This window comes from Streptomyces sp. NPDC017940, assembly GCF_044328435.1.
Taxonomy (GTDB): Bacteria; Actinomycetota; Actinomycetes; order Streptomycetales; family Streptomycetaceae; genus Streptomyces.
The window spans coordinates 732236-749813 of sequence record NZ_JBIRHJ010000001.1 but is presented as its reverse complement, the minus strand read 5'-3'; the positions used below and the strand labels follow the sequence as shown (position 1 = coordinate 749813).

At 74.6% G+C, this 17578-nt stretch carries 18 protein-coding genes and 1 tRNA gene; 12 read left to right on the top strand and 7 right to left on the bottom strand.

The annotated features are described in order from the left end of the window. Window positions 1–110 precede the first annotated feature (110 nt). Window positions 111–1205: a peptidoglycan-binding protein gene (locus ACH4DX_RS03095; RefSeq protein ID WP_398153766.1), complete on the top strand. Its 1095-nt coding sequence runs from the start codon at window positions 111–113 to the stop codon at window positions 1203–1205. Between the two features lie 68 nt (window positions 1206–1273). Here ACH4DX_RS03095 and ACH4DX_RS03090 read toward each other — a convergent pair whose 3' ends face one another. Next, window positions 1274–1933, bottom strand: a complete 660-nt coding sequence (locus ACH4DX_RS03090; protein WP_398117271.1) for an HAD-IA family hydrolase — start codon at window positions 1931–1933, stop codon at window positions 1274–1276. Between the two features lie 243 nt (window positions 1934–2176). Further along, a complete protein-coding gene (locus ACH4DX_RS03085; RefSeq protein WP_398153765.1) occupies window positions 2177–2758 on the bottom strand; it encodes a TMEM165/GDT1 family protein in 582 nt (193 codons plus the stop codon). A 576-nt stretch (window positions 2759–3334) separates the two neighbouring features. On the opposite strand from ACH4DX_RS03085, the gene ACH4DX_RS03080 reads away from it, so the two are divergent. From ACH4DX_RS03080 to ACH4DX_RS03060, 5 genes are all read left to right on the top strand, one after another. Then, window positions 3335–3982 carry an HNH endonuclease family protein gene (locus ACH4DX_RS03080; protein ID WP_398117267.1) on the top strand — a complete coding sequence of 216 codons (648 nt, stop codon included), beginning with the start codon at window positions 3335–3337 and terminating at the stop codon, window positions 3980–3982. A gap of 122 nt (window positions 3983–4104) precedes the next feature. Next, complete coding sequence (locus ACH4DX_RS03075; protein WP_398154168.1) at window positions 4105–5799, top strand: alkaline phosphatase D family protein; 1695 nt, start codon at window positions 4105–4107, stop codon at window positions 5797–5799. A gap of 164 nt (window positions 5800–5963) precedes the next feature. Next, window positions 5964–7979, top strand: a complete 2016-nt coding sequence (locus ACH4DX_RS03070; RefSeq protein WP_398153764.1) for an FAD/NAD(P)-binding protein — start codon at window positions 5964–5966, stop codon at window positions 7977–7979. Between the two features lie 70 nt (window positions 7980–8049). Continuing rightward, window positions 8050–8508 (top strand): DoxX family protein, encoded by a 459-nt coding sequence (locus ACH4DX_RS03065; protein WP_398117264.1) that lies wholly within the window; start codon window positions 8050–8052, stop codon window positions 8506–8508. Window positions 8509–8841: 333 nt separating this feature from the next. Then, window positions 8842–9462 carry a DedA family protein gene (locus ACH4DX_RS03060; protein WP_398117263.1) on the top strand — a complete coding sequence of 207 codons (621 nt, stop codon included), beginning with the start codon at window positions 8842–8844 and terminating at the stop codon, window positions 9460–9462. A gap of 21 nt (window positions 9463–9483) precedes the next feature. Here ACH4DX_RS03060 and ACH4DX_RS03055 read toward each other — a convergent pair whose 3' ends face one another. Next, window positions 9484–9720, bottom strand: a complete 237-nt coding sequence (locus ACH4DX_RS03055; RefSeq protein WP_398153763.1) for a DUF2277 domain-containing protein — start codon at window positions 9718–9720, stop codon at window positions 9484–9486. A gap of 117 nt (window positions 9721–9837) precedes the next feature. On the opposite strand from ACH4DX_RS03055, the gene ACH4DX_RS03050 reads away from it, so the two are divergent. From ACH4DX_RS03050 to ACH4DX_RS03040, 3 genes are all read left to right on the top strand, one after another. Further along, entirely contained in the window at window positions 9838–10197 is a 360-nt protein-coding gene (locus ACH4DX_RS03050) for a hypothetical protein (RefSeq protein WP_398117261.1), read from the top strand. Between the two features lie 142 nt (window positions 10198–10339). Continuing rightward, window positions 10340–10639: a hypothetical protein gene (locus tag ACH4DX_RS03045; RefSeq protein WP_398117259.1), complete on the top strand. Its 300-nt coding sequence runs from the start codon at window positions 10340–10342 to the stop codon at window positions 10637–10639. A 259-nt stretch (window positions 10640–10898) separates the two neighbouring features. After that, complete coding sequence (locus ACH4DX_RS03040) at window positions 10899–11564, top strand: hypothetical protein (protein WP_398117257.1); 666 nt, start codon at window positions 10899–10901, stop codon at window positions 11562–11564. 50 nt (window positions 11565–11614) lie between these two features. Here the strand turns inward: ACH4DX_RS03040 and ACH4DX_RS03035 are convergent, their stop codons facing one another. From ACH4DX_RS03035 to ACH4DX_RS03025, 3 genes are all read right to left on the bottom strand, one after another. Then, entirely contained in the window at window positions 11615–13027 is a 1413-nt protein-coding gene (locus tag ACH4DX_RS03035; RefSeq protein ID WP_398153762.1) for an erythromycin esterase family protein, read from the bottom strand. A 239-nt stretch (window positions 13028–13266) separates the two neighbouring features. Beyond that, window positions 13267–13500 carry a hypothetical protein gene (locus ACH4DX_RS03030; RefSeq protein WP_398117254.1) on the bottom strand — a complete coding sequence of 78 codons (234 nt, stop codon included), beginning with the start codon at window positions 13498–13500 and terminating at the stop codon, window positions 13267–13269. Window positions 13501–13817: 317 nt separating this feature from the next. Then, window positions 13818–13889 (bottom strand) — tRNA-Val (locus tag ACH4DX_RS03025). Window positions 13890–14207: 318 nt separating this feature from the next. Here ACH4DX_RS03025 and ACH4DX_RS03020 point away from each other — a divergent pair. From ACH4DX_RS03020 to ACH4DX_RS03010, 3 genes are all read left to right on the top strand, one after another. Beyond that, a complete protein-coding gene (locus tag ACH4DX_RS03020) occupies window positions 14208–15563 on the top strand; it encodes a hypothetical protein (protein WP_398117252.1) in 1356 nt (451 codons plus the stop codon). Between the two features lie 103 nt (window positions 15564–15666). After that, complete coding sequence (locus ACH4DX_RS03015; RefSeq protein ID WP_398153761.1) at window positions 15667–16278, top strand: bifunctional 4-hydroxy-2-oxoglutarate aldolase/2-dehydro-3-deoxy-phosphogluconate aldolase; 612 nt, start codon at window positions 15667–15669, stop codon at window positions 16276–16278. After that, window positions 16275–17258, top strand: a complete 984-nt coding sequence (locus ACH4DX_RS03010) for a sugar kinase (RefSeq protein WP_398153760.1) — start codon at window positions 16275–16277, stop codon at window positions 17256–17258. Before ACH4DX_RS03015 ends, ACH4DX_RS03010 begins: the two co-directional genes overlap by 4 nt. A gap of 40 nt (window positions 17259–17298) precedes the next feature. Here ACH4DX_RS03010 and ACH4DX_RS03005 read toward each other — a convergent pair whose 3' ends face one another. Next, entirely contained in the window at window positions 17299–17526 is a 228-nt protein-coding gene (locus tag ACH4DX_RS03005) for a zinc ribbon domain-containing protein (RefSeq protein WP_398117249.1), read from the bottom strand. Window positions 17527–17578 lie beyond the last annotated feature (52 nt).

Sequence of the window (17578 nt, the reverse complement as noted above, 5' to 3'; positions counted from 1 at the left end):
AGCGGCTGCATACTCCTGGGAAGCCCTGTGGGGCCGGCGAGGGAGGGGAGTGGGCAGTGGGCACGGGAGACGCGGCACGGGGTCGGTTAGGTGGGCCCGGGGAGCCGGGCGTGACAGGGGCGCCGGCGGGGGCCGACTGCCCGGGGTGCGGTGCGACGCGAGGGCCCGGCGGTGAACCGGCCTGCGGCTGCGCCGGTGCGGCGGCCCGCGCGGTCCTCGAGACGCGCTCGGCCCAGGCGGCGGCCGCGGAGGACTTCGATCCGCTGCGGATCCGCCCGTACGTGACCCTGCCGGAGCCGTCGGCACCGCCGCCGCTCCCGGCGTCCTGTCCGGCCCTCCGCCGCGCCGCTCAGCCGCACACCACGGCCTCCGGGGCGGGAGCGGGAACCACGACCTCCGGGACGGGAGCGGGGACCACGGCCTCCGGGACGGGAGCCGGGACCACGGCGGGCACCTGGACGGGCGCGGCGGCCGGAACCGGAGCGGACGCCTGGCCCGGGACGGTGGCCGGAGCGGGTGCCGGGACCGGCGCCGAGCCGGTGCCAGGAACCGTCGCCGCCGCCCGCGAGCGCCGCCGCAGCCGTGCCGCCCTGTTCTCCGGCGCGGGCATGCTCGCCGCGTCGGCGGCCGTCTTCGCCGGTGGCATGTACGCGGGTGCCGGAGGCGGCGCCGGCGGAGTCGGCGGGCACATCGACCGCGCCCTGCCGGACACGGCGTCGGGCAACCCCGACCGCCCCCAACGCCCCCAACGCCCGGCCCCCGAGGCCGACGGGCCCGCCCTGCAAACCTCCGTGCGGTCCGCGGCCCCCGAGCCGACCCGCACGGCACCGCCCGAGACGGAACCCGCGCCGAAGCCGTCGGCCTCGTCCCCGAAAGACGACTCCCCCCGGACACCGCGGGAACCGGCCACCTCACCGACGCGTACGACGGCCCGCGTGACCGGCACCGTGATCCTGCCCCCCGATCCGCGCCCACAGGGGCCACGGCCCCTGAGCCTCGGCGACACGGGACCCGCGGTGAGCGAACTCCAGCACCGGCTGGGGCAGTTGTCCTTGTACGCGGGCCCGCGCGACGGCACCTACTCCCCCGCCGTCGCCGAAGCGGTCATCCGCTACCAGTGGGCGCGGGGCGTCACCGACGATCCGCCGGGCACCTACGGCAGGGCGACCCGCCGGGCCCTGGAGACGGAGACGACCGCCCCCTGAGGGACGGTCGCCGAAACCTTCGCGCCCACGGCCCTTCGCTCACGCAAGGCCCGCGGCGCGCCGTCCGCTCAGCCGAGGACGAGCCGTATCGCGCCGTCCGCGGCCGCGGTGACCCGGAGCCGCGTGAGGTCGTCCACCCACACCGTGGGCTCGTGGACGCCGGCGCGGGGGCCGATGCCCACCACCCGCATCCCGGCGGCCTTGCCAGCCGCGATGCCCGCCCCGGAGTCCTCGAACACGACGCAGTCGGCGGGGTCGAAGCCCAGTTCGGCGGCGCCCTTGAGGAAGCCCTCGGGGTCGGGCTTGCTGGCGGAGACGCTCTCGGCGGTCACGCGCACCGCGGGCAGCGGGAGCCCGGCGGCGGCCATGCGCCCGGTGGAGAGCGGCACGTCGGCGGACGTCACCAGGGCGTGCGGCAGACCGGCGAGCGACGCGAGGAACGCGGGCGCGCCGGGCACGGGGACGACGCCGTCCATGTCGGCGGTCTCCTCGGCGAGCATCGCGCGGTTCTCGGCGTGGTTCTCGGCCGCGGGCCGCCCCGGCAGCAGCAGCGCCATCGACGCGTGGCCCTGGCGGCCGTGCACGACCCTCAGGACCTCGTCGCCGTCGAGGCCGTGCCGGGCGGCCCAGCGCCGCCAGACCCGCTCCACGACGGCGTCGGAGTTGACGAGGGTGCCGTCCATGTCGAGCAGGAGGGCTCGGGCGGTCAGTTCGTTCACGGCCGTCATCGGCGCACTCCAAGGGGCAGAACAGCGGGGACACGCGGCCATGCGCGGAACACGCGGGCCACGCAGGTCACGCGGTCGCGTAAGTCACGCGGGCCACGCAGGTCACGCAGGATCAGTGCGGACGCGGGCGTCCGGGAAATCAAGGCGGCCCCGCCCGCCGGTCAGGGAGTACGGGCGGAGCCACTTTGTTCCCTCACGGTACAAAACAAGCCCCCCATGCGCCAACACCGCAGGTCAGCCGGGTTATGCCACCGACTCGACCAGGCTCCACACACCGAGCGCCAGCATGAGGATCGCCGCGATCTTCGTGATGAGGGACAGCGGAACGCGCTTCATCAGGGCCTTGCCGCCCACGATGCCGATACCGGCGACCGCCCACAGCGCGAGCACCGCGCCGAGGCCCACGGACAGCGGGTCGTCGTACCGCGCCGCCAGGTTGGCCGTCATGATCTGCGTGAGGTCGCCGAACTCCGCGACCAGGATGAGCATGAAGCCCGCTCCCGAGACGCGCCAGAAGCTCTGGTCCTTCGGCGCCTTGACCTCGTCACCGTCGTCGCCGCCCTTGGAGAGCAGGAGCATCGCGGCGCCACCGAGGAACAGCACGCCGGTGAGCGCGTGCAGCAGTTGCTGCGGAAGCAGGGTGAGCACGCTGCCCGCGGCCACCGCGAGCACCACGTGCACGGCGAAGGCGGCGGCCACTCCGGCGAAGACGTACGAGGCGCGGTAGCGGGTGCCGAGGACGAGCCCGGCGAGCGCGGTCTTGTCGGGCAGTTCGGCGAGGAAGACGACGCCGAAGACGAGCGCCGTCACACTGATGCTGATCAAGGTTCCACTCAATCGGTCGGGCCGCCCCGCCGAGAGTTCCGCAGCCTTCGCGTACGACACCTCGGCACGGCAGCGCGCGGCTGCGCGCACGGGTGTGCACGCGGGGCACTGCTGGCCGAAGGTCTCGCTGGCCGCCCACCGCGTGGGCCGCCTCCGGGCGCCGGCTCAGCCGTCGACCCGCGCGCGAGGCGCTCCACCGGGGGCGGTGGTCGGGTGACGGCCGGGCAGTATGTCGACGGTCCGGCGAAGAGCTACTCCCCTTCTGCTCCGGCCATGGTACGCGACCCGCACACCGCTTCGGCCGGGGACTTCCGCCCCGGCCGCGCCGATCGTGACCCGCGCCACACCGGACACCCGGAGCGCCACCCGAGGCCACCCGGCACACCCGGGCGTCCGGCAATTCACCCCGAAGTACCAACTTCTGCCCCAACGCGCCCACATGACGGAGCACCAGAACTCTTGCTGTTCACCAGTGATTGACGCGACCCTGTCACCCGGTGCACACCTCGGGGTCACCCGAGCGCGCCAGCATGACCGCCCCACCGGTCACCGTCCCCCCACAGCAAGGGAGTTCACATGCCCAGGTTCTACGCGCGTCACCGGGTCGCCGCCGTCGGCGCCCTCACCGCGCTCGCCGCCGCAGGCACCCTGCTCACCGGCGCGCCCGCCCAGGCCGCCCCGCCCGCCCCGGTCGACGCGGGCACCGCCCGCACCTACCTCGGGCAGCTCACCGTGCGCGCCGAGGGCTCGTCCGACGGCTACAGCCGCGACAAGTTCCCGCACTGGTCGACCCAGTCCGGCGCCTGCAACACGCGCGAGGTCGTCCTCAAGCGCGACGGCAGGGACGTACAGCAGGACGGCAGCTGTGCCGCCGTGTCCGGCACCTGGAGGTCCGACTACGACAACGCCACCTGGACCCAGGCGTCCGACCTCGACATCGACCACGTCGTCCCGCTCTCCGAGGCCTGGAAGTCCGGCGCCAACACCTGGACCACCGACCGCCGCAAGGGCTTCGCCAACGACCTCGGGCAGCCGCAGCTCATCGCCGTCACCGACAACGTCAACCAGGCCAAGGGCGACAAGGACCCGGCCGAGTGGATGCCGCCGACGTCGTCGTACCACTGCTTCTACGTCCGCATGTGGGTGGACGTGAAGCACCACTACGGCCTCAGCGTCGACTCCGCGGAGAAGAGCAAGCTCACCTCGGTCCTGAGCGGGTGCTGACCGGCTCACGACCGGCTGCCGGGCGGCCGTCGCCCGGCCGCTGATCGCTCCGCTTCGGCGGAACCGTACCGCCCGCCTCCGTCGTTCCGTACCGTACGGGGCGACGGAGGAGGGTGATCACTGTGGCACGGCTGCGCCTGGGTCCACTGCTGAGGTACGTCGACGGCGCGAGCGCGACCGTCTGGGTGGAGGCCGACCGCCCCTGCACGGCCGAGGTGCGCTGCGCCGACGGCACCAGGGGCACGTCCCGGACCTTCCAGATCGCGGGGCACCACTACGCCCTGGTGCACGTCGAGGGGCTCCGCCCGGGCACGGACACGGCGTACGAGGTGTCGCTCGACGAGAGCCCCGTGTGGCCGCTGCCCGACTCGCCGTTCCCACCCAGCACCATCCGGACGCCGGGTGGCGGGGACGGCGAGGACGGCGAGGACGGCGGGACCGTGCGGGTGACCTTCGGTTCCTGCCGGTGGGCCGCGCCGCCCGCGGCCGAGCACGGCGGGTCGGCCGGTTCCCGGCTGCGCCCGAAGCAGGACGACCCCATCGGGCCCGACGCCCTCGACACGCTCGCGGCCCGCATCGCCGCCGACCCGGCCGCGCCGCGCCCGGACGTGCTGCTGCTCCTGGGCGACCAGGTGTACGCGGACGAGGTCTCCGACGACACCCGCCACTGGCTCGCCGCCCGCCGCGACCTCTCCGAGCCGCCGGGCGACCAGGTCGCGGACTACGAGGAGTACACCCACCTCTACTACGAGTCCTGGCTCGACCCCGAGGTGCGCTGGCTGCTCTCCACCGTGCCGAGCTGCATGATCTTCGACGACCACGACGTCATCGACGACTGGAACACCAGCGCCAGCTGGCTGGCCGAGATGCGGGCGACGCCCTGGTGGCGCGAGCGCATCCTCAGCGGCCTGATGTCGTACTGGGTCTATCAGCACATCGGCAACCTCCCGCCCGAGGAACTGGAGCGCGACAAGCTGTTCGCCGCGGTGCGCGCCGCGCCCGACGGCACGGACGCCCTGCGCGCCTTCGCCGCCACGGCCGACACCGAACCGGCGTCGACGCGCTGGAGCTACCGCAGGGACTTCGGCCGCGTCCGCCTGCTGATGGTCGACACCCGGGCCGCCCGCGTCCTGAAGGAGGACGAGCGGGCGATGCTCGACCCGGGGGAGGCCGAGTGGCTGCGCGAGCAGGCCCTCGCGGGCGGCTGCGACCATCTGCTCATCGGGACGTCGCTGCCCTGGCTCCTGCCCCATCTCATCCATGACGCCGAGGGCTGGGACGCCGCGCTGTGCCGCGGTGAGCGCGGCGCCCGCTGGGCCCGCTTCGGGGAGCGCCTGCGCCGGGCCGCGGACCTGGAGCACTGGGCGGCGTTCCCGTCGTCGTTCGACTCCCTGGCGGCCCTGATCGCCGAGGCCGGTTCGGGCGCGGACGCCCCCGCGACGGTGTGCGTGCTCTCCGGCGACGTCCACCACGCGTACGTCGCCGAGCCCACCTGGCCCGACGGCGGCCCCGGGGCCCGCGTGCTCCAGCTGACCTGCTCACCGGTGCACAACTCCATCCCCGGCTACATAAGGGGCGGCTTCCGCTTCGGCTGGAGCCGGGTCGGCCGGGCACTCGGGCGGCGGTTCGCCCGGCACGGGAGGCTCCCCCGCGCCGCCGTCGACTGGCGCAGGACGGGCGGCCCGTGGTTCGGCAACCACCTGATGACCCTGACGATGCGGGGCCGGTCGTCCCGGCTGCGCCTCGACCGGGCGCTGGCGGGCAAGGGCGGCGCGGAGCGGATGGAGACCGTGACGGAGACCCGGCTGACCCCATGAGCCGGCGGGCCCTTGCCGACGTGACTCGGGCCACAACCGGATGACGATCCTCCGAAGCGGGGTCCGGCCACGGCACTCCCGACGGCATGATGTCCCGGTCCCCGCGTCCGCACCGGGGGCACGATCCGTACCGGAAGTCACGATCCGTACCGGGAGTCACGCCCTTGTCTGCTGCCCCGCCCGCTGACCCTTCCATAGCCGTCGTCGGCGCGGGGCCACGCGGCACCAGCGTCCTGGAGCGCCTGTGCGCGTCGGCCGCCGAACTGCTGCCCCCGGGGGCGCGCCTCACGGTCCACGTGGTCGATCCGGCGCCCCCGGGCCCGGGGCGGGTCTGGCGCACCGCACAGCCGCCCGAGCTCCTGATGAACACCGTGGCCTCCCAGGTGACGCTGTTCACCGACGCGAGCGTCGACTGCGCGGGGCCGGTGCGCCCGGGGCCGAGCCTGTACGAGTGGGCCGCCCGCGGGCACCTGCCGGGGCTCGGGCCCGACGACTACCCGACGCGCGCCGACTACGGCCGCTATCTGGAGTGGTTCTTCGCCCGCACCGCGGCCACGGCCCCCGGCGGCGTCCGCGTCGTCCCGCACACGGCCCGCGCGGTCGGCCTGACCCAGGCGCCCGACGGCCTCCAGGTACTCGCACTCGACGACGCCGAGGTCCTGTCCGGGCTGTCCGCCGTCGTCCTCGCCCAGGGCCACCTGCCGACGACCGCGGAACCGGCCCGGGCGGAGCTGTCCGCGTACGCCGCCCGGCACGGTCTCCGCCTCGTCCCGCCCGCCAATCCGGCCGACGTCGACCTGAGCGCGCTCGCGCCGGGCGAACCGGTGCTGCTGCGCGGGCTCGGCCTGAACTTCTTCGACCACATGGCGCTCCTGACCGTCGGACGCGGCGGCCGCTTCGTACCCGGCGACGGCGCGGGCGGCGCGCTGCGCTACGTGCCCGCGGGCAACGAGCCGCGCCTGTACGCCGGTTCGCGCCGCGGGGTGCCGTACCAGGCGCGCGGCGACAACGCCAAGGGCCCCTACGGGCGGCACCGGCCCGTGGTCCTCACCCCGGAGGCGATCGCCGGGTTCCGCAAGCGTGCGGACAGCGGGGACGCGCCCGACTTCCGCGCCGAGGTCTGGCCGCTGGTCGCCAAGGAGGTGGAGACGGTCTACTACACGGCGCGCCTCGACGCCTCGGGCGCGGCGGAGCGGGCCCGCGCCTTCCCCGAGCGGTTCCTCGACACCGCGCCCGGCAGCCCCGAGGAGGCCCTCGTCCTGGACGCGTTCGGGTTCGCCCCCGACGACCGCTGGTCCTGGGAGCGGCTCGAGCGGCCGCACGGGGGACGCGCCTTCCGCTCGCCGGGGGACCACCGCGCCTGGCTGCTCGACCGGCTGCGCGAGGACGCCGCGCAGGCCGCGCTCGGCAATGTGGCGGGCCCGCTCAAGGCGGCCCTCGACGTGCTCCGCGACCTGCGCAACGAGCTGCGCCTCGTCGTCGACCACGGCGGTCTTTCGGGCGCCTCGCGCCGGGACCAGCTGGACGGCTGGTACACGCCCCTCAACGCCTTCCTGTCGATCGGTCCGCCGCGGCGCCGCATCGAGGAGCTGACCGCGCTGATCGAGGCGGGCGTCGTGGAGGTCGTCGGCCCGCGGCTCGATGTGCGCGGCGCGGACGGCGCGTTCCTCGCGCACTCCCCGGACGTGCCGGGCTCCGGGGTGCGGGCGACCACCCTGATCGAGGCGCGGCTGCCCGAGCCGGACCTGCGGCGCACCGGGGACCCGTTGCTCGCGGGGCTCCTCGCCGCCGGACAGTGCCGTCCGCACACCGTGGACGGCTACGAGACGGGCGGGCTCGACGTGACGCCGCGGCCGTACCACCTGATCGACGGCGAGGGGCGGCCGCACGCGCGCAGGTTCGCGTTCGGGGTGCCGACGGAAGGGGTGCACTGGGTGACGGCCGCGGGGGCGAGGCCGGGGGTGGACTCGGTGACGCTGTCCGACGCGGACGCGGTGGCGCGGGCCGCGCTGCGGGCGGCGGTGTCGGCCCGCGCGGGGGTGGCTCCGGCGGGGGCGGCCCCGGCCGGGGTCGTCCCGGTGGGGGTGCCGCGGGCCGGGGCGGCGGGTGACGCACGTGCTGCCCGGACACAGCAGATTCTCACGAAACACTCAGATGTTGAAGTTGCAAGTACTAATTAGGGGCCCCTAATCTTGGGGCTCCCGATCGGTTCCCGTCCCCGAACCGGTCAAGACCGAAGGAGTCCCCTCCATGACTGGACGTCTGGACAGCGCCCAGCCCTACGCCCTCGGCCTCTTCCGCATCGTCGTCGGGTTGCTCTTCGCCTGCCACGGCGCCGCCTCCCTCTTCGGCGCCCTCGGCGGCACCGACGGCGCCGGCGGCACCGTCGACGCAGGCACCTGGCCCGGCTGGTACGCGGCGGTCATCCAGCTCGTCGGCGGCAGCCTGGTCCTCCTCGGCCTCGGCACCCGGGCGGCGGCGTTCGTGTCGTCGGGATCGATGGCGTACGCCTACTTCAAGGTGCACCAGCCGGAGGCGCTGTGGCCGATGGAGAACGGCGGCGAGGCCTCGGCGATGTTCTGCTGGGCGCTGCTGCTGCTCGTGTTCACCGGTTCCGGCGCGTTCGGCCTCGACCGGGTGATCGCCTCGGTCCGCCGCGAGCGCCGGCCGAAGGCCGCGGACGCGGAGCGCGCACCGGTCACCGCCTGACCCGCACGACGCACGGACGGCGCCCCCTTCTCCGTATGTGGTTCCCGATACGGAGAAGGGGGCGCCGCGCGTCTACTCACCGGCGTGCGGTGAAGTCCAGCCGGTGAAGTCCAGCCACACCTCGTTGTCCGGGCTCAACGGGACATCCGAGGTGACCGCCCCACCACCGACGGCAGCCAAGTGAACGTGACGTAGCGAACATCTGAGCCCCCAGTGGATCTACGGACGACAGTCCGGCGTACGCTGTACAGCTGTCATCAGGCCGCCACCCGCCGCTCCCCGCGCCATCGCGGCGAATGAGTTGCCGACCGGGGAGTCACGGGGGAGTTTTCGGTGTTGGAGAGTGTGGGGGCGCTGACCGGCAGCCCATGGATCTACGCGGTCGTGGCCCTCTCCGTCCTGTTCGACGTGTTCCTGCCGCTGCTGCCGAGCGGGGTGCTCGTCATCACCGCGGCCACGGCCGCCGCGGCGGCCGGTTCCGGCACCGGGCGCGTGCCGCACGACGTCCCCGACATCCTGCTGCTGATGCTCTGCGCCGCGACCGCGTCCGTGCTCGGCGACCTCGTCGCCTACCGCCTCGCCTGGCGCGGCGGTGCGCGCCTCGACCGCGCCATCGCCCGCTCCCGGCGCCTGACCAGCGCCCAGGAACGGCTCGGCACGGCCCTCGCGCGCGGCGGCGGCGTCCTGTTCGTCATCGCCCGCTTCGCCCCCGCGGGCCGCTCGATCGTCTCGCTGGGCGCGGGCGCGGCACACCGCACGGTGCGCGAGTTCCTGCCGTGGTCGGCGCTCGCGGGCGTGGCCTGGGCCGGATACAGCGTGGGCCTCGGCTACTTCGGCGGCCAGTGGCTCGGCGCGACCTGGCTGGCGACGGGCGTCTCGGTGTTCGCGCTGTTCGCAGCGGGGGCGGGGGCGGCGTTCCTGGTACGGCGACCGCGGGAGCGGGCGGCGGGCTGAGGCCCGCCGCCGTTCCTCCGCCTACGTGGCCGCGCGGTCCCCGGTGGCCGCCCCGCGCACCTCCAGGTGGGCGAGCAGGTCCGCCGTCGCCTCGGTGACGGCGTCGACGGCGCGGTCGAAGACCTCGCGGTTGTGGGCGGCCGGGGCCCGGAACCCGGAGACCTTGCGCACGTACTGGAGCGCGGCGGCCCGGATCTCCTCCTCGGTGGCCTTCTCGGGGAGCGCGGGCGGGCGAAGGGTCTTGATGCTGCGGCACATGCCTCCAGCTTCGCGCGTTCGGGCCGCCGAGGGGAACCTGTCACAGCCGACTACCGCCGCCACAAGTCACCCGTACGGCTCTCGCCCATCAAATTCGAACAGGAGTACTATCGCGGGGTGTCCGCAACCCCCGAGCATGAGTTCCCGAGCGACCTCCTCGCAGGACAGGAGGAGCTGCACCAGGTCAGGTCCGAGCTGCACGCCCTGCTGAAGCGGCTGCCCTGGTGCGTCGAGCCGCACGACGGCTTCAGCGACGACCACGGCTGGCGCAAGGTGGAGCGCCCGGCCTCCCCCGGCTGGACGCCGGACGAGCAGGCCGAGGTCGAGAAACTGCGCGCCCGGGAACGGGAGTTGGCGGTCTTCGTGAGTTGTCACCGGTTCTGGGAACAGGTTTCGGGCCCGGCCGCGGTGGATACCCGGACGCTGCTCAAGTACGTGCACGAGCCCCCGTCCGGCACCTCGCCCGAGGAGCGTTGACAGGCGGTGCGGGCGGGCGGTGACGCGCGTACGAGGGACGGTCCAGCCCTGGACGGCCGCCGTCGGCCCACGCCGGACGGCGCCGGACCGTACACAGAAGCAGTCCACCCGGCCCCCGCGTTCCAGCGTGCGGAGGTACCCCATGACCGTTCTCGTCGTCGCCCTGGCCGTCATCCTCATCGCCCTCGGCTTCAACCAGCCCCTGCTGTGGCTCGCCGCGGCCGCTCTCGTCTACTTCCTCGTCCGCCGCGTCGGCGGCCCGGCCAGGACCGGCCCCGTCGGCGGCGGGGCGGGCGCGTCGGCTCCGGGCCCGGGCGCCGCCAAGCCCGGGGCCGCGAGCCTCCCGTCCTCGTACCGCGACTACCGCATCCGGCGTGACCGCCAGGAGCGCTGGGACCGCAGGTACCGCCGTACGCATCCGAAGACGAAGGGCCGCAAGTAGCGGATGCCCGGCCCTTCAAGCGTCTGATTCCGTGCGCCGGTGCGGCGGGCGGGGGTCGGCGGGTCACGTCACTGCGCCGGGGGGGCCGGGTGCGGCCGGGCAGGGTCAGGGGGACCGTGACGGGGCGCCCCGCACCGGTGTGACCGGGCGCCGCCCGGTACGACTTCTCACCGTTGCGGGTGACCCTGCGCTTATCCGGGCGGCCCCCGGGGAGTGTGCGCTTGCACCGTGCACCGCACCAGCCCCGGGAGTCGCCCGCATGCGCTACGAAACCGCCCCACGAGACGCGGCGGCGCGAGTCTGGCGGAGCCGCAACCCGCGGGCGGTGAAGCCCCGTTGCCCACGCGGACCACTACCGCGACCGCGTGCGCTCAGGGCCGTCGCCCGGCTGTCCGCCCGCGCCGTCCACACCGCCCTGGCCGTCCTCACGGCCCTGACCGTCCTGACCGTCGCGAGCTGCGCGTCCCCCGTCCGGACGGCCTCGATGCCCCCGAACGACGTCATCAGGACGGCGCAGCGCGACCTCACCGAGGACTGCCTGACCCGCCAGGGCCTGACCCCGCCGCGCCCCGGCGCCCGCCCGTCGCCCGCGGCCAGGCAACAGCGGGTGACGCGGGCCCTGTTCGGCACGGGCCGCACGGAGCTGTCCCTGACCCTGCCCACCGGGTACTCGGTACGCGCCCACACCGACGGCTGCCTCGCCGCGGCCCAGCGCACCCTCTACGGCGACCAGCGCCGCTGGTTCCGCGTCTCCACGGTGGTCAACAACCTCAAGCCGGAGGCGTCCTTCCGCAAGGAACCCCTGTCCGAGGTCCGCGCCCGCCACCGCGCCGACCTGGCCGAGTGGCGCAGGCTGCGGGCCCGGGCCCTGGTCAACGCGAAGGCCCATCTGCAAGCGGTGGGCCATCGGGCGGCGGCGCGGTAGGCCCACGGCCGCGATCACCGCCGAACGAGCAGTGCGGCGCCTGCACGGGACTACTTGAGCATGCGGGCAGCCTCCACCTTCTTGAGGTGTACGACGACGTCGTGGGACTTCGCGAGCCGGATCTGCGGGGCGTCCGCGATGCCGGGGTAGGTGGCGCCGATGTTCTTGACGGTGCGCGGCGCGGCGAGCCAGGCGCGGGCCGGGGCCGGAGCGTTGCGCAGGTCCACGAAGAAGTCGCGGTACCGAACCCGGTCCAGGGTGTGCTCGGCGGTGCCGGGCGCGGCCGGACCGACAGCGAAGCGGTGGACGCCGCCGTCCCGGCCGAGGGCGTTGAACGAGCCCCGGTCGAAGGTGAGGCCGACACTCAGGTAGTCGCCGCCCAGCCGCTCCCGGAGGAATTGGCCCTGGATCTTCGGATGGCTGGCGGGGGCGTAGGTCTTGAGGGCGATGTGGCTGTTGTGGGCGGCGAGCACGATCTTGTCGCCGGTCCGCTGCCGCCACCAGACGACGTTCTCCGCCATGACCCGGTCGCGGTAGCGCATGATGTCGGGGATGTCCTGCGGGTCGTCCCAGTCGAAGGCGAACATCGTGGTCATCTGGTGGATCGCCGTGGCGTGCTGCACGGCCCAGGCGTGCGCCTCGGCGCCCGCGCCCCTGCCGGGCCGCTGCTTGAGCAGGTCCACCGCCCGGCCGGTCCGCTCGGCGAGCTTCTTGCGTTCGGCCAACGGCTTGGCCAGGTAGTCGTTGACGTACGTCTCGGCGTCGGTGGCGGGCCGCAGACCCCGGTACAGCTCCGCGAGCCGCGCGGTGAGTTCGGGACGGGCCCCGGCCGCGTAGGTGCTCACCTTGTCGTACAGCTCGGCGCCCGCGAACCCGTTGTCGTCGCCGACGAAGCGGACCGGGTCCTTCGGGTGCTCGACGTTGTACGCGCGCATCCACTGGAGCAGGTCGCGGTACTCGGCGTTGTTCCAGAACCGGTAGGTGCCCCGGAACTCCTCGTCCATGATCTTCCTCAGGTCGCCCCTGCCGCTCGTGAGGTAGTCGTTGAGTCGCAGTCCGGTGCTCCACGGCGCTTCGAGGGCGAAGGCCCTGAAGCCCTTCTTCTCGACCAGGTACCGCAAGACGCGGTGCTTGACGGTGAAGAACTCGTGCGAGCTGTGGGTGGCCTCGCCCAGGCCGACCACCTTGGCGTCGCCCACCATCCGGCCGAACGGACGGAGGTCGTCCAGGCCGCCGCGGGGCTCGGTGGTACGCAGCGGGTGGGCCGCCCGGCCGAGGGCCGCCTCGGGAGAGCGCAGGGCGGGGGCCGCGGTCTTCTGCGGACCGGAGGGCGCGGCGGCACCGGCGGAGATCGGTGCCGCGGCCGGGGCGGGCGGGGTGGCGGCGGAGACGGCCGGGGCGACGGCCAGGGCGGCACCGAGCGGGACGATCAGGGCGGCGAACAGGGCCTTGTGCGTGTTCATGAGCCCAACTCTCGCCGCGCGGAGGCGCCCCGGACCATACACCGCGCCCCCTGATCGGCCCGGGAGCCTGCTACACCATCGACGACGACGAGGCAGATGGCGGCGGCTGCGGCCCGGCTTCTTCGGGAAGACGGGCTGGCTCCTTCGGGAAGGCGACCCGGCTCCTTCAGGAAGGCGTCCCGGCTCCTTCGGGAAGGCGGTGCCGCTTCGTCGTGCCCGGGGTCAGGTCACGTCCGGCTTCATTCCGTGAAGACGGTGTGCACGCCCAGACAGGGCGGGGCCCCGCACATGACCTGAACGCCCAGGCCCTGGACGGCGCTGATCGTCGCGCCCTGTTCGCTGCCGCAGGTCCGGCACGCCAGCTCCCCCATGCGTCGCAGCACGGCGGCCATGTTCGCACTGTTGTTGGTCTGCGCGGCACGACGCAGTTGCGCGATGTCCGCCATGGTCGTCGTGGTTCGTCGATTGGTCATCCGGAACCTTCCGTGATCACTTCGTCCACACAGCGCCGCACTTGCACATGCAGAGGAACGTCCCGTCCTCCTGCGGGTACACCTCGATGTCGCCGCCGCCGCACACTGGGCATTGCATGACGTCACGGTATGGCCCGGGCGACGGGCGGCGCAGGAGACTGGCAGAAAGGCGCAGGAGACTGGCAGAAATCGGCGGTCCCGCCACGGCGTCACCGGCGCAACGGCCCCCACCAGGTGCGATGTACACGAGAAAGCCCCCCGGCCGATCGCGGCCGAGGGGCTCGAAAAGGTGATTCTCACCAGCTGCTGCTGTCCGGTGGGCGCGGACGGTTTCGAACCGCCGACATCTGCCTTGTAAGGGCAGCGCTCTACCCCTGAGCTACGCGCCCGGAATGTTCGGACAGCCTACCCCGACGGTGGGCCGGGGTCGCAAACCGTGTGCACGGTGCGAACTGACCGGCCCGTGTGTTCGTCCTTCACCGGTGGGAGAATGACATCGGGCAGGGCGACAGCACGGGAGAGGGACAGTGACGGCGACACCTCCGCGGCCGCGCACAAGGGACAGCCGGACGTCGTCGTCGGCGGTGGTCGCCGCAGGTGCCGACGCCGGTACAGGTAGCGGTACGGGTACCAGTGCAGGTACCGGTACGAGTACGCGTACTGGTACGAGTGTCGCTGCGGGTAGCGGTGTCGGGCGCCGCGGTGCCGTGGCCGCTGGGAGGTCCCGGCGTGCCGGCGGAGGCGGCGGGCTCGGGCTCGTGCTGCTTCCCCTCGGGCTGCTGCCCCTCGTCGCCGCCGTGCTGCCCGCGGCCTTCACCGGCGGCGGCACCCGGCGCTGGTTCGGCGGGCGCGGTGAGAGCGTGCGGGCCGAGGCGCAGGCCGCGAAGGACGCCGCCGCGGCCGCGTTCTACGAGCTCGACACCGCGCAGCGCGACCTGCGGATCTCCATCGAGACCATCGCCGCCGTGGACTCCTCGCCCGCCGCGCGCGAGGCCGCCGCCGACTTCGAGGCGTTCGGGCGGCGCATCGACGAGGTGAGCCACCAGTACATCACCGCCGTGGACGCCCACGACCTGGACCGCGACGACCTGGAGGCGTCCGCCGCCGCGCGCGCCCGTACGGAGCTGACCCGGGCGAAGGACGCCCTCGGTACCACCAAGCAGGACCTCGACCGGTTCACGCGGGGGCTCGCGCCGCTGCTCGACAAGGCCGAGACCCAACTGGCGCGCCTCGCCCCGGCCGTGGAGCGGGCCCGGCAGACCCTGCTCGCCGCGAGCAACGCACTGGACGCCGTCCGCTCCGCCGGCCTCAAGGCCGACGACCTGGCGGGCCGCCTCGCCGCCCTCGCGCCCGAGCTGACCAAGCTCAACCAGGGCGCGGGCCGGCACGGCGTCCCCGACACCCTCCAGCGCGCCGACCGCGTCGTACGGGACGCCGAGGCGGTGCGCGCCGAGGCGGAGCGGCTGCCGGAGCGCGCCCGCGACATCGACCGGCGGCTCGTGTCGCTGCGTACGCGCGCGGAGGCCCTGACCACGCGCAGCGAGCAGGTGCAGCCGATCCTCAGCGAACTGCGGCGGCGCTTCACCGCCGCCTGCTGGCAGGACCTCCAGCGGGTGCCCGAGCAGGCCGAGGAGAGCGTGCGGCAGGCCGAGACCAGGCTGAAGGAGGCCCAGCGCGCCCGCGAGGACCAGCGCTGGCCGGACGCCACGGCGCTCCTGTCCACCGTGCGGGCCCTGCTGAACTCCACCGACGAGGCCGTGTCCGCCGCCGGTGACCGGTTGCAGCGCCTCAACGCCGTCGCGAAGGACCCGCAGGCGGAGATCGAACGCACCCGCTTCGCCGTCCGCGACGCCCAGCGCCTCGCCATGGCGGGCCGCCAGAAGCCCGACCCGCGCCACGCCCGCCCCCTCGACGACTCCGTGGCCCGCCTGGACCGCGCCGTCGCCGCCCTGGACGGCCGCCACCCCGACTACTGGCACTTCCTGACCGAGACGGAGGCGGTGCGCACGGCCGTCACGCGGGTCGTCGCGCAGATCCGGGAGGAGCGGGGGCAGGGGGCCTGAGCCCTCGTCGACGGTCCGGGCGCGTCCTCGCCCGTCCTGGGCGGCCGAGGGCCCCGCGAGGACCCGCGTGGCCCTGTGCGAGCCTGGGGGCATGGTCGACTTCATGACTGCCCTGCGGACGAGACGGCTCGTGGCCATCGTGCGCGGCTCGGACGCGGAAGCGTCGTTCCGTACGGTGCTCGCGCTCGTCGAGTCCGGTGTGCCCCTGGTCGAGGTGTCGCTGAGCGGCGCCGACGCGCTCGGTGTGCTGCGGCGGGCGCGGGCGGAGCTGGGCCCCGACGCGTGGCTCGGCGCGGGCACGGTCCTGACCGCGGACGACGCGGTGCGTGCGGCCGACGCGGGCGCCAACCTCATGGTGACGCCCGGGCTCGGCCCCGGCGTGGAGCACGCCGTCGCCGCGGGTCTTCCCGTCCTCGCGGGCGTCCTCACCCCGACCGAGGTGATCGCGGCCGAGGCCGCGGGAGCCACCGCCCTGAAGGTGTTCCCGGCGTCCGCCGTCGGCGGTCCCGGCTATCTGAAGGCCCTGCTCGGCCCGTTCCCCGGCCGCTCCTTCGTTCCGGTCGGCGGCGTGGACGCCGCCGCCGCGGCGCGGTACCTGGAGCTCGGCGCGGTCGCGGTGGGCGTCGGCTCCCCCCTGGTCGGGGACGCGGCGGACGGCGGTGACCTGAACGCGCTGCGGCAGCGCGCGGGTCGCTTCGTGGCGGTGTGCGGGTGAGCGCCCATGGGCGGGCGGACGTCCTCACCTTCGGCGAGACCATGGTCGCGCTGCGCGGTGACGGGCCGCTGAAGCTCGGCGGGACGATGGCGGTGTCCGTCGCGGGCGCCGAGTCGAACGTGGCGATCGGGCTCGCCCGGCTCGGCCACACCGTTCGCTGGGCGGGCGCGGTCGGGGAGGACGAGGCCGGGGAGCTGGTGCTGCGCACGCTGCGGGCGGAGGGCGTGGACGTACGGGGAGTGAGCAGGGACGCGGCGGCGCCCACGGGTCTGCTGCTGTTCGAACCGCGGCTGCCCGAGGTGACGCGGGTCCACTACTACCGTGCGGGCTCGGCCGGTTCACGGCTCGGCGCGGACGCCGTGGAGCGGGCCTTCGCGAGCGCGGCGCCCCCGCGGGTGCTGCACCTGACCGGGGTCACCCCGGCGCTCGGGGCCGACGCCCGGGCGGCGTGCGCGCGGGCGCTGCGGCTCGCCGACGAGCACTCCGTACGGGTCTGCGTCGACGTCAACTTCCGCTCCCGGCTGTGGAGCCGGGAGGAGGCGGCCGCGGTCCTGCGGGACTGGGCCGGGTACGCCGACGTGCTCATCGCCTCCGACGACGAACTGCCGCTGTGCCTTCCCGCCGGCCACCACGAGCACGCCCTCGACGACATCGCGGGCCAGGCGCGGACGCTGCTCGGTCTCGGGGTGCGTGAGGTCGTCGTCAAGCTCGGCGCGCGCGGGGCCACCGCGTACACCGGGGCGGGCGAACTCCACCGCCCCGCGCGGACGGTACGGGCCGTCGACGCGGTGGGCGCCGGGGACGCCTTCGTCGCCGGATACCTCTCCGCGCTCCTCGACGGGGCGGACGTGGCCGAGCGGCTGGAACGCGGCGTCATCACCGGGGCGTTCGCGGTGGCCTCCCGCGGGGACTGGGAGGGTGCGCCGACGCGGGCCGAGTTGGGGATGCTGGGGGCGGGGGACGGGGCCGTGCTGCGGTAGCTCCCCCTCCCCCGTGCTCCCCTCCCGCGGGGCGGCTGCGTCAGCCGCAGCAGCCTCCGCCGCAGCAGCCGCCTCCGCCGCCGCCCGCGGGGGCCGCGCCGCGTGCCGGGGCCGCTGCCGCCGTGCCCGCGACCGCCACGGTGGAGAGCAGCTTCACCGTGTCCTCGTGGCCGGAGGGGCAGGTGGCCGGGGCCGCCGAGTCCGCCATCGGGCGGCTCAGCTCGAAGGTGGTGCCGCAGGGGCGGCAGCGGTACTCGTATCGGGGCATGGGGACAGGGTACGGGGGTCCGGGGCCCGGCGCGGGTGCCTGGGCGCGTACA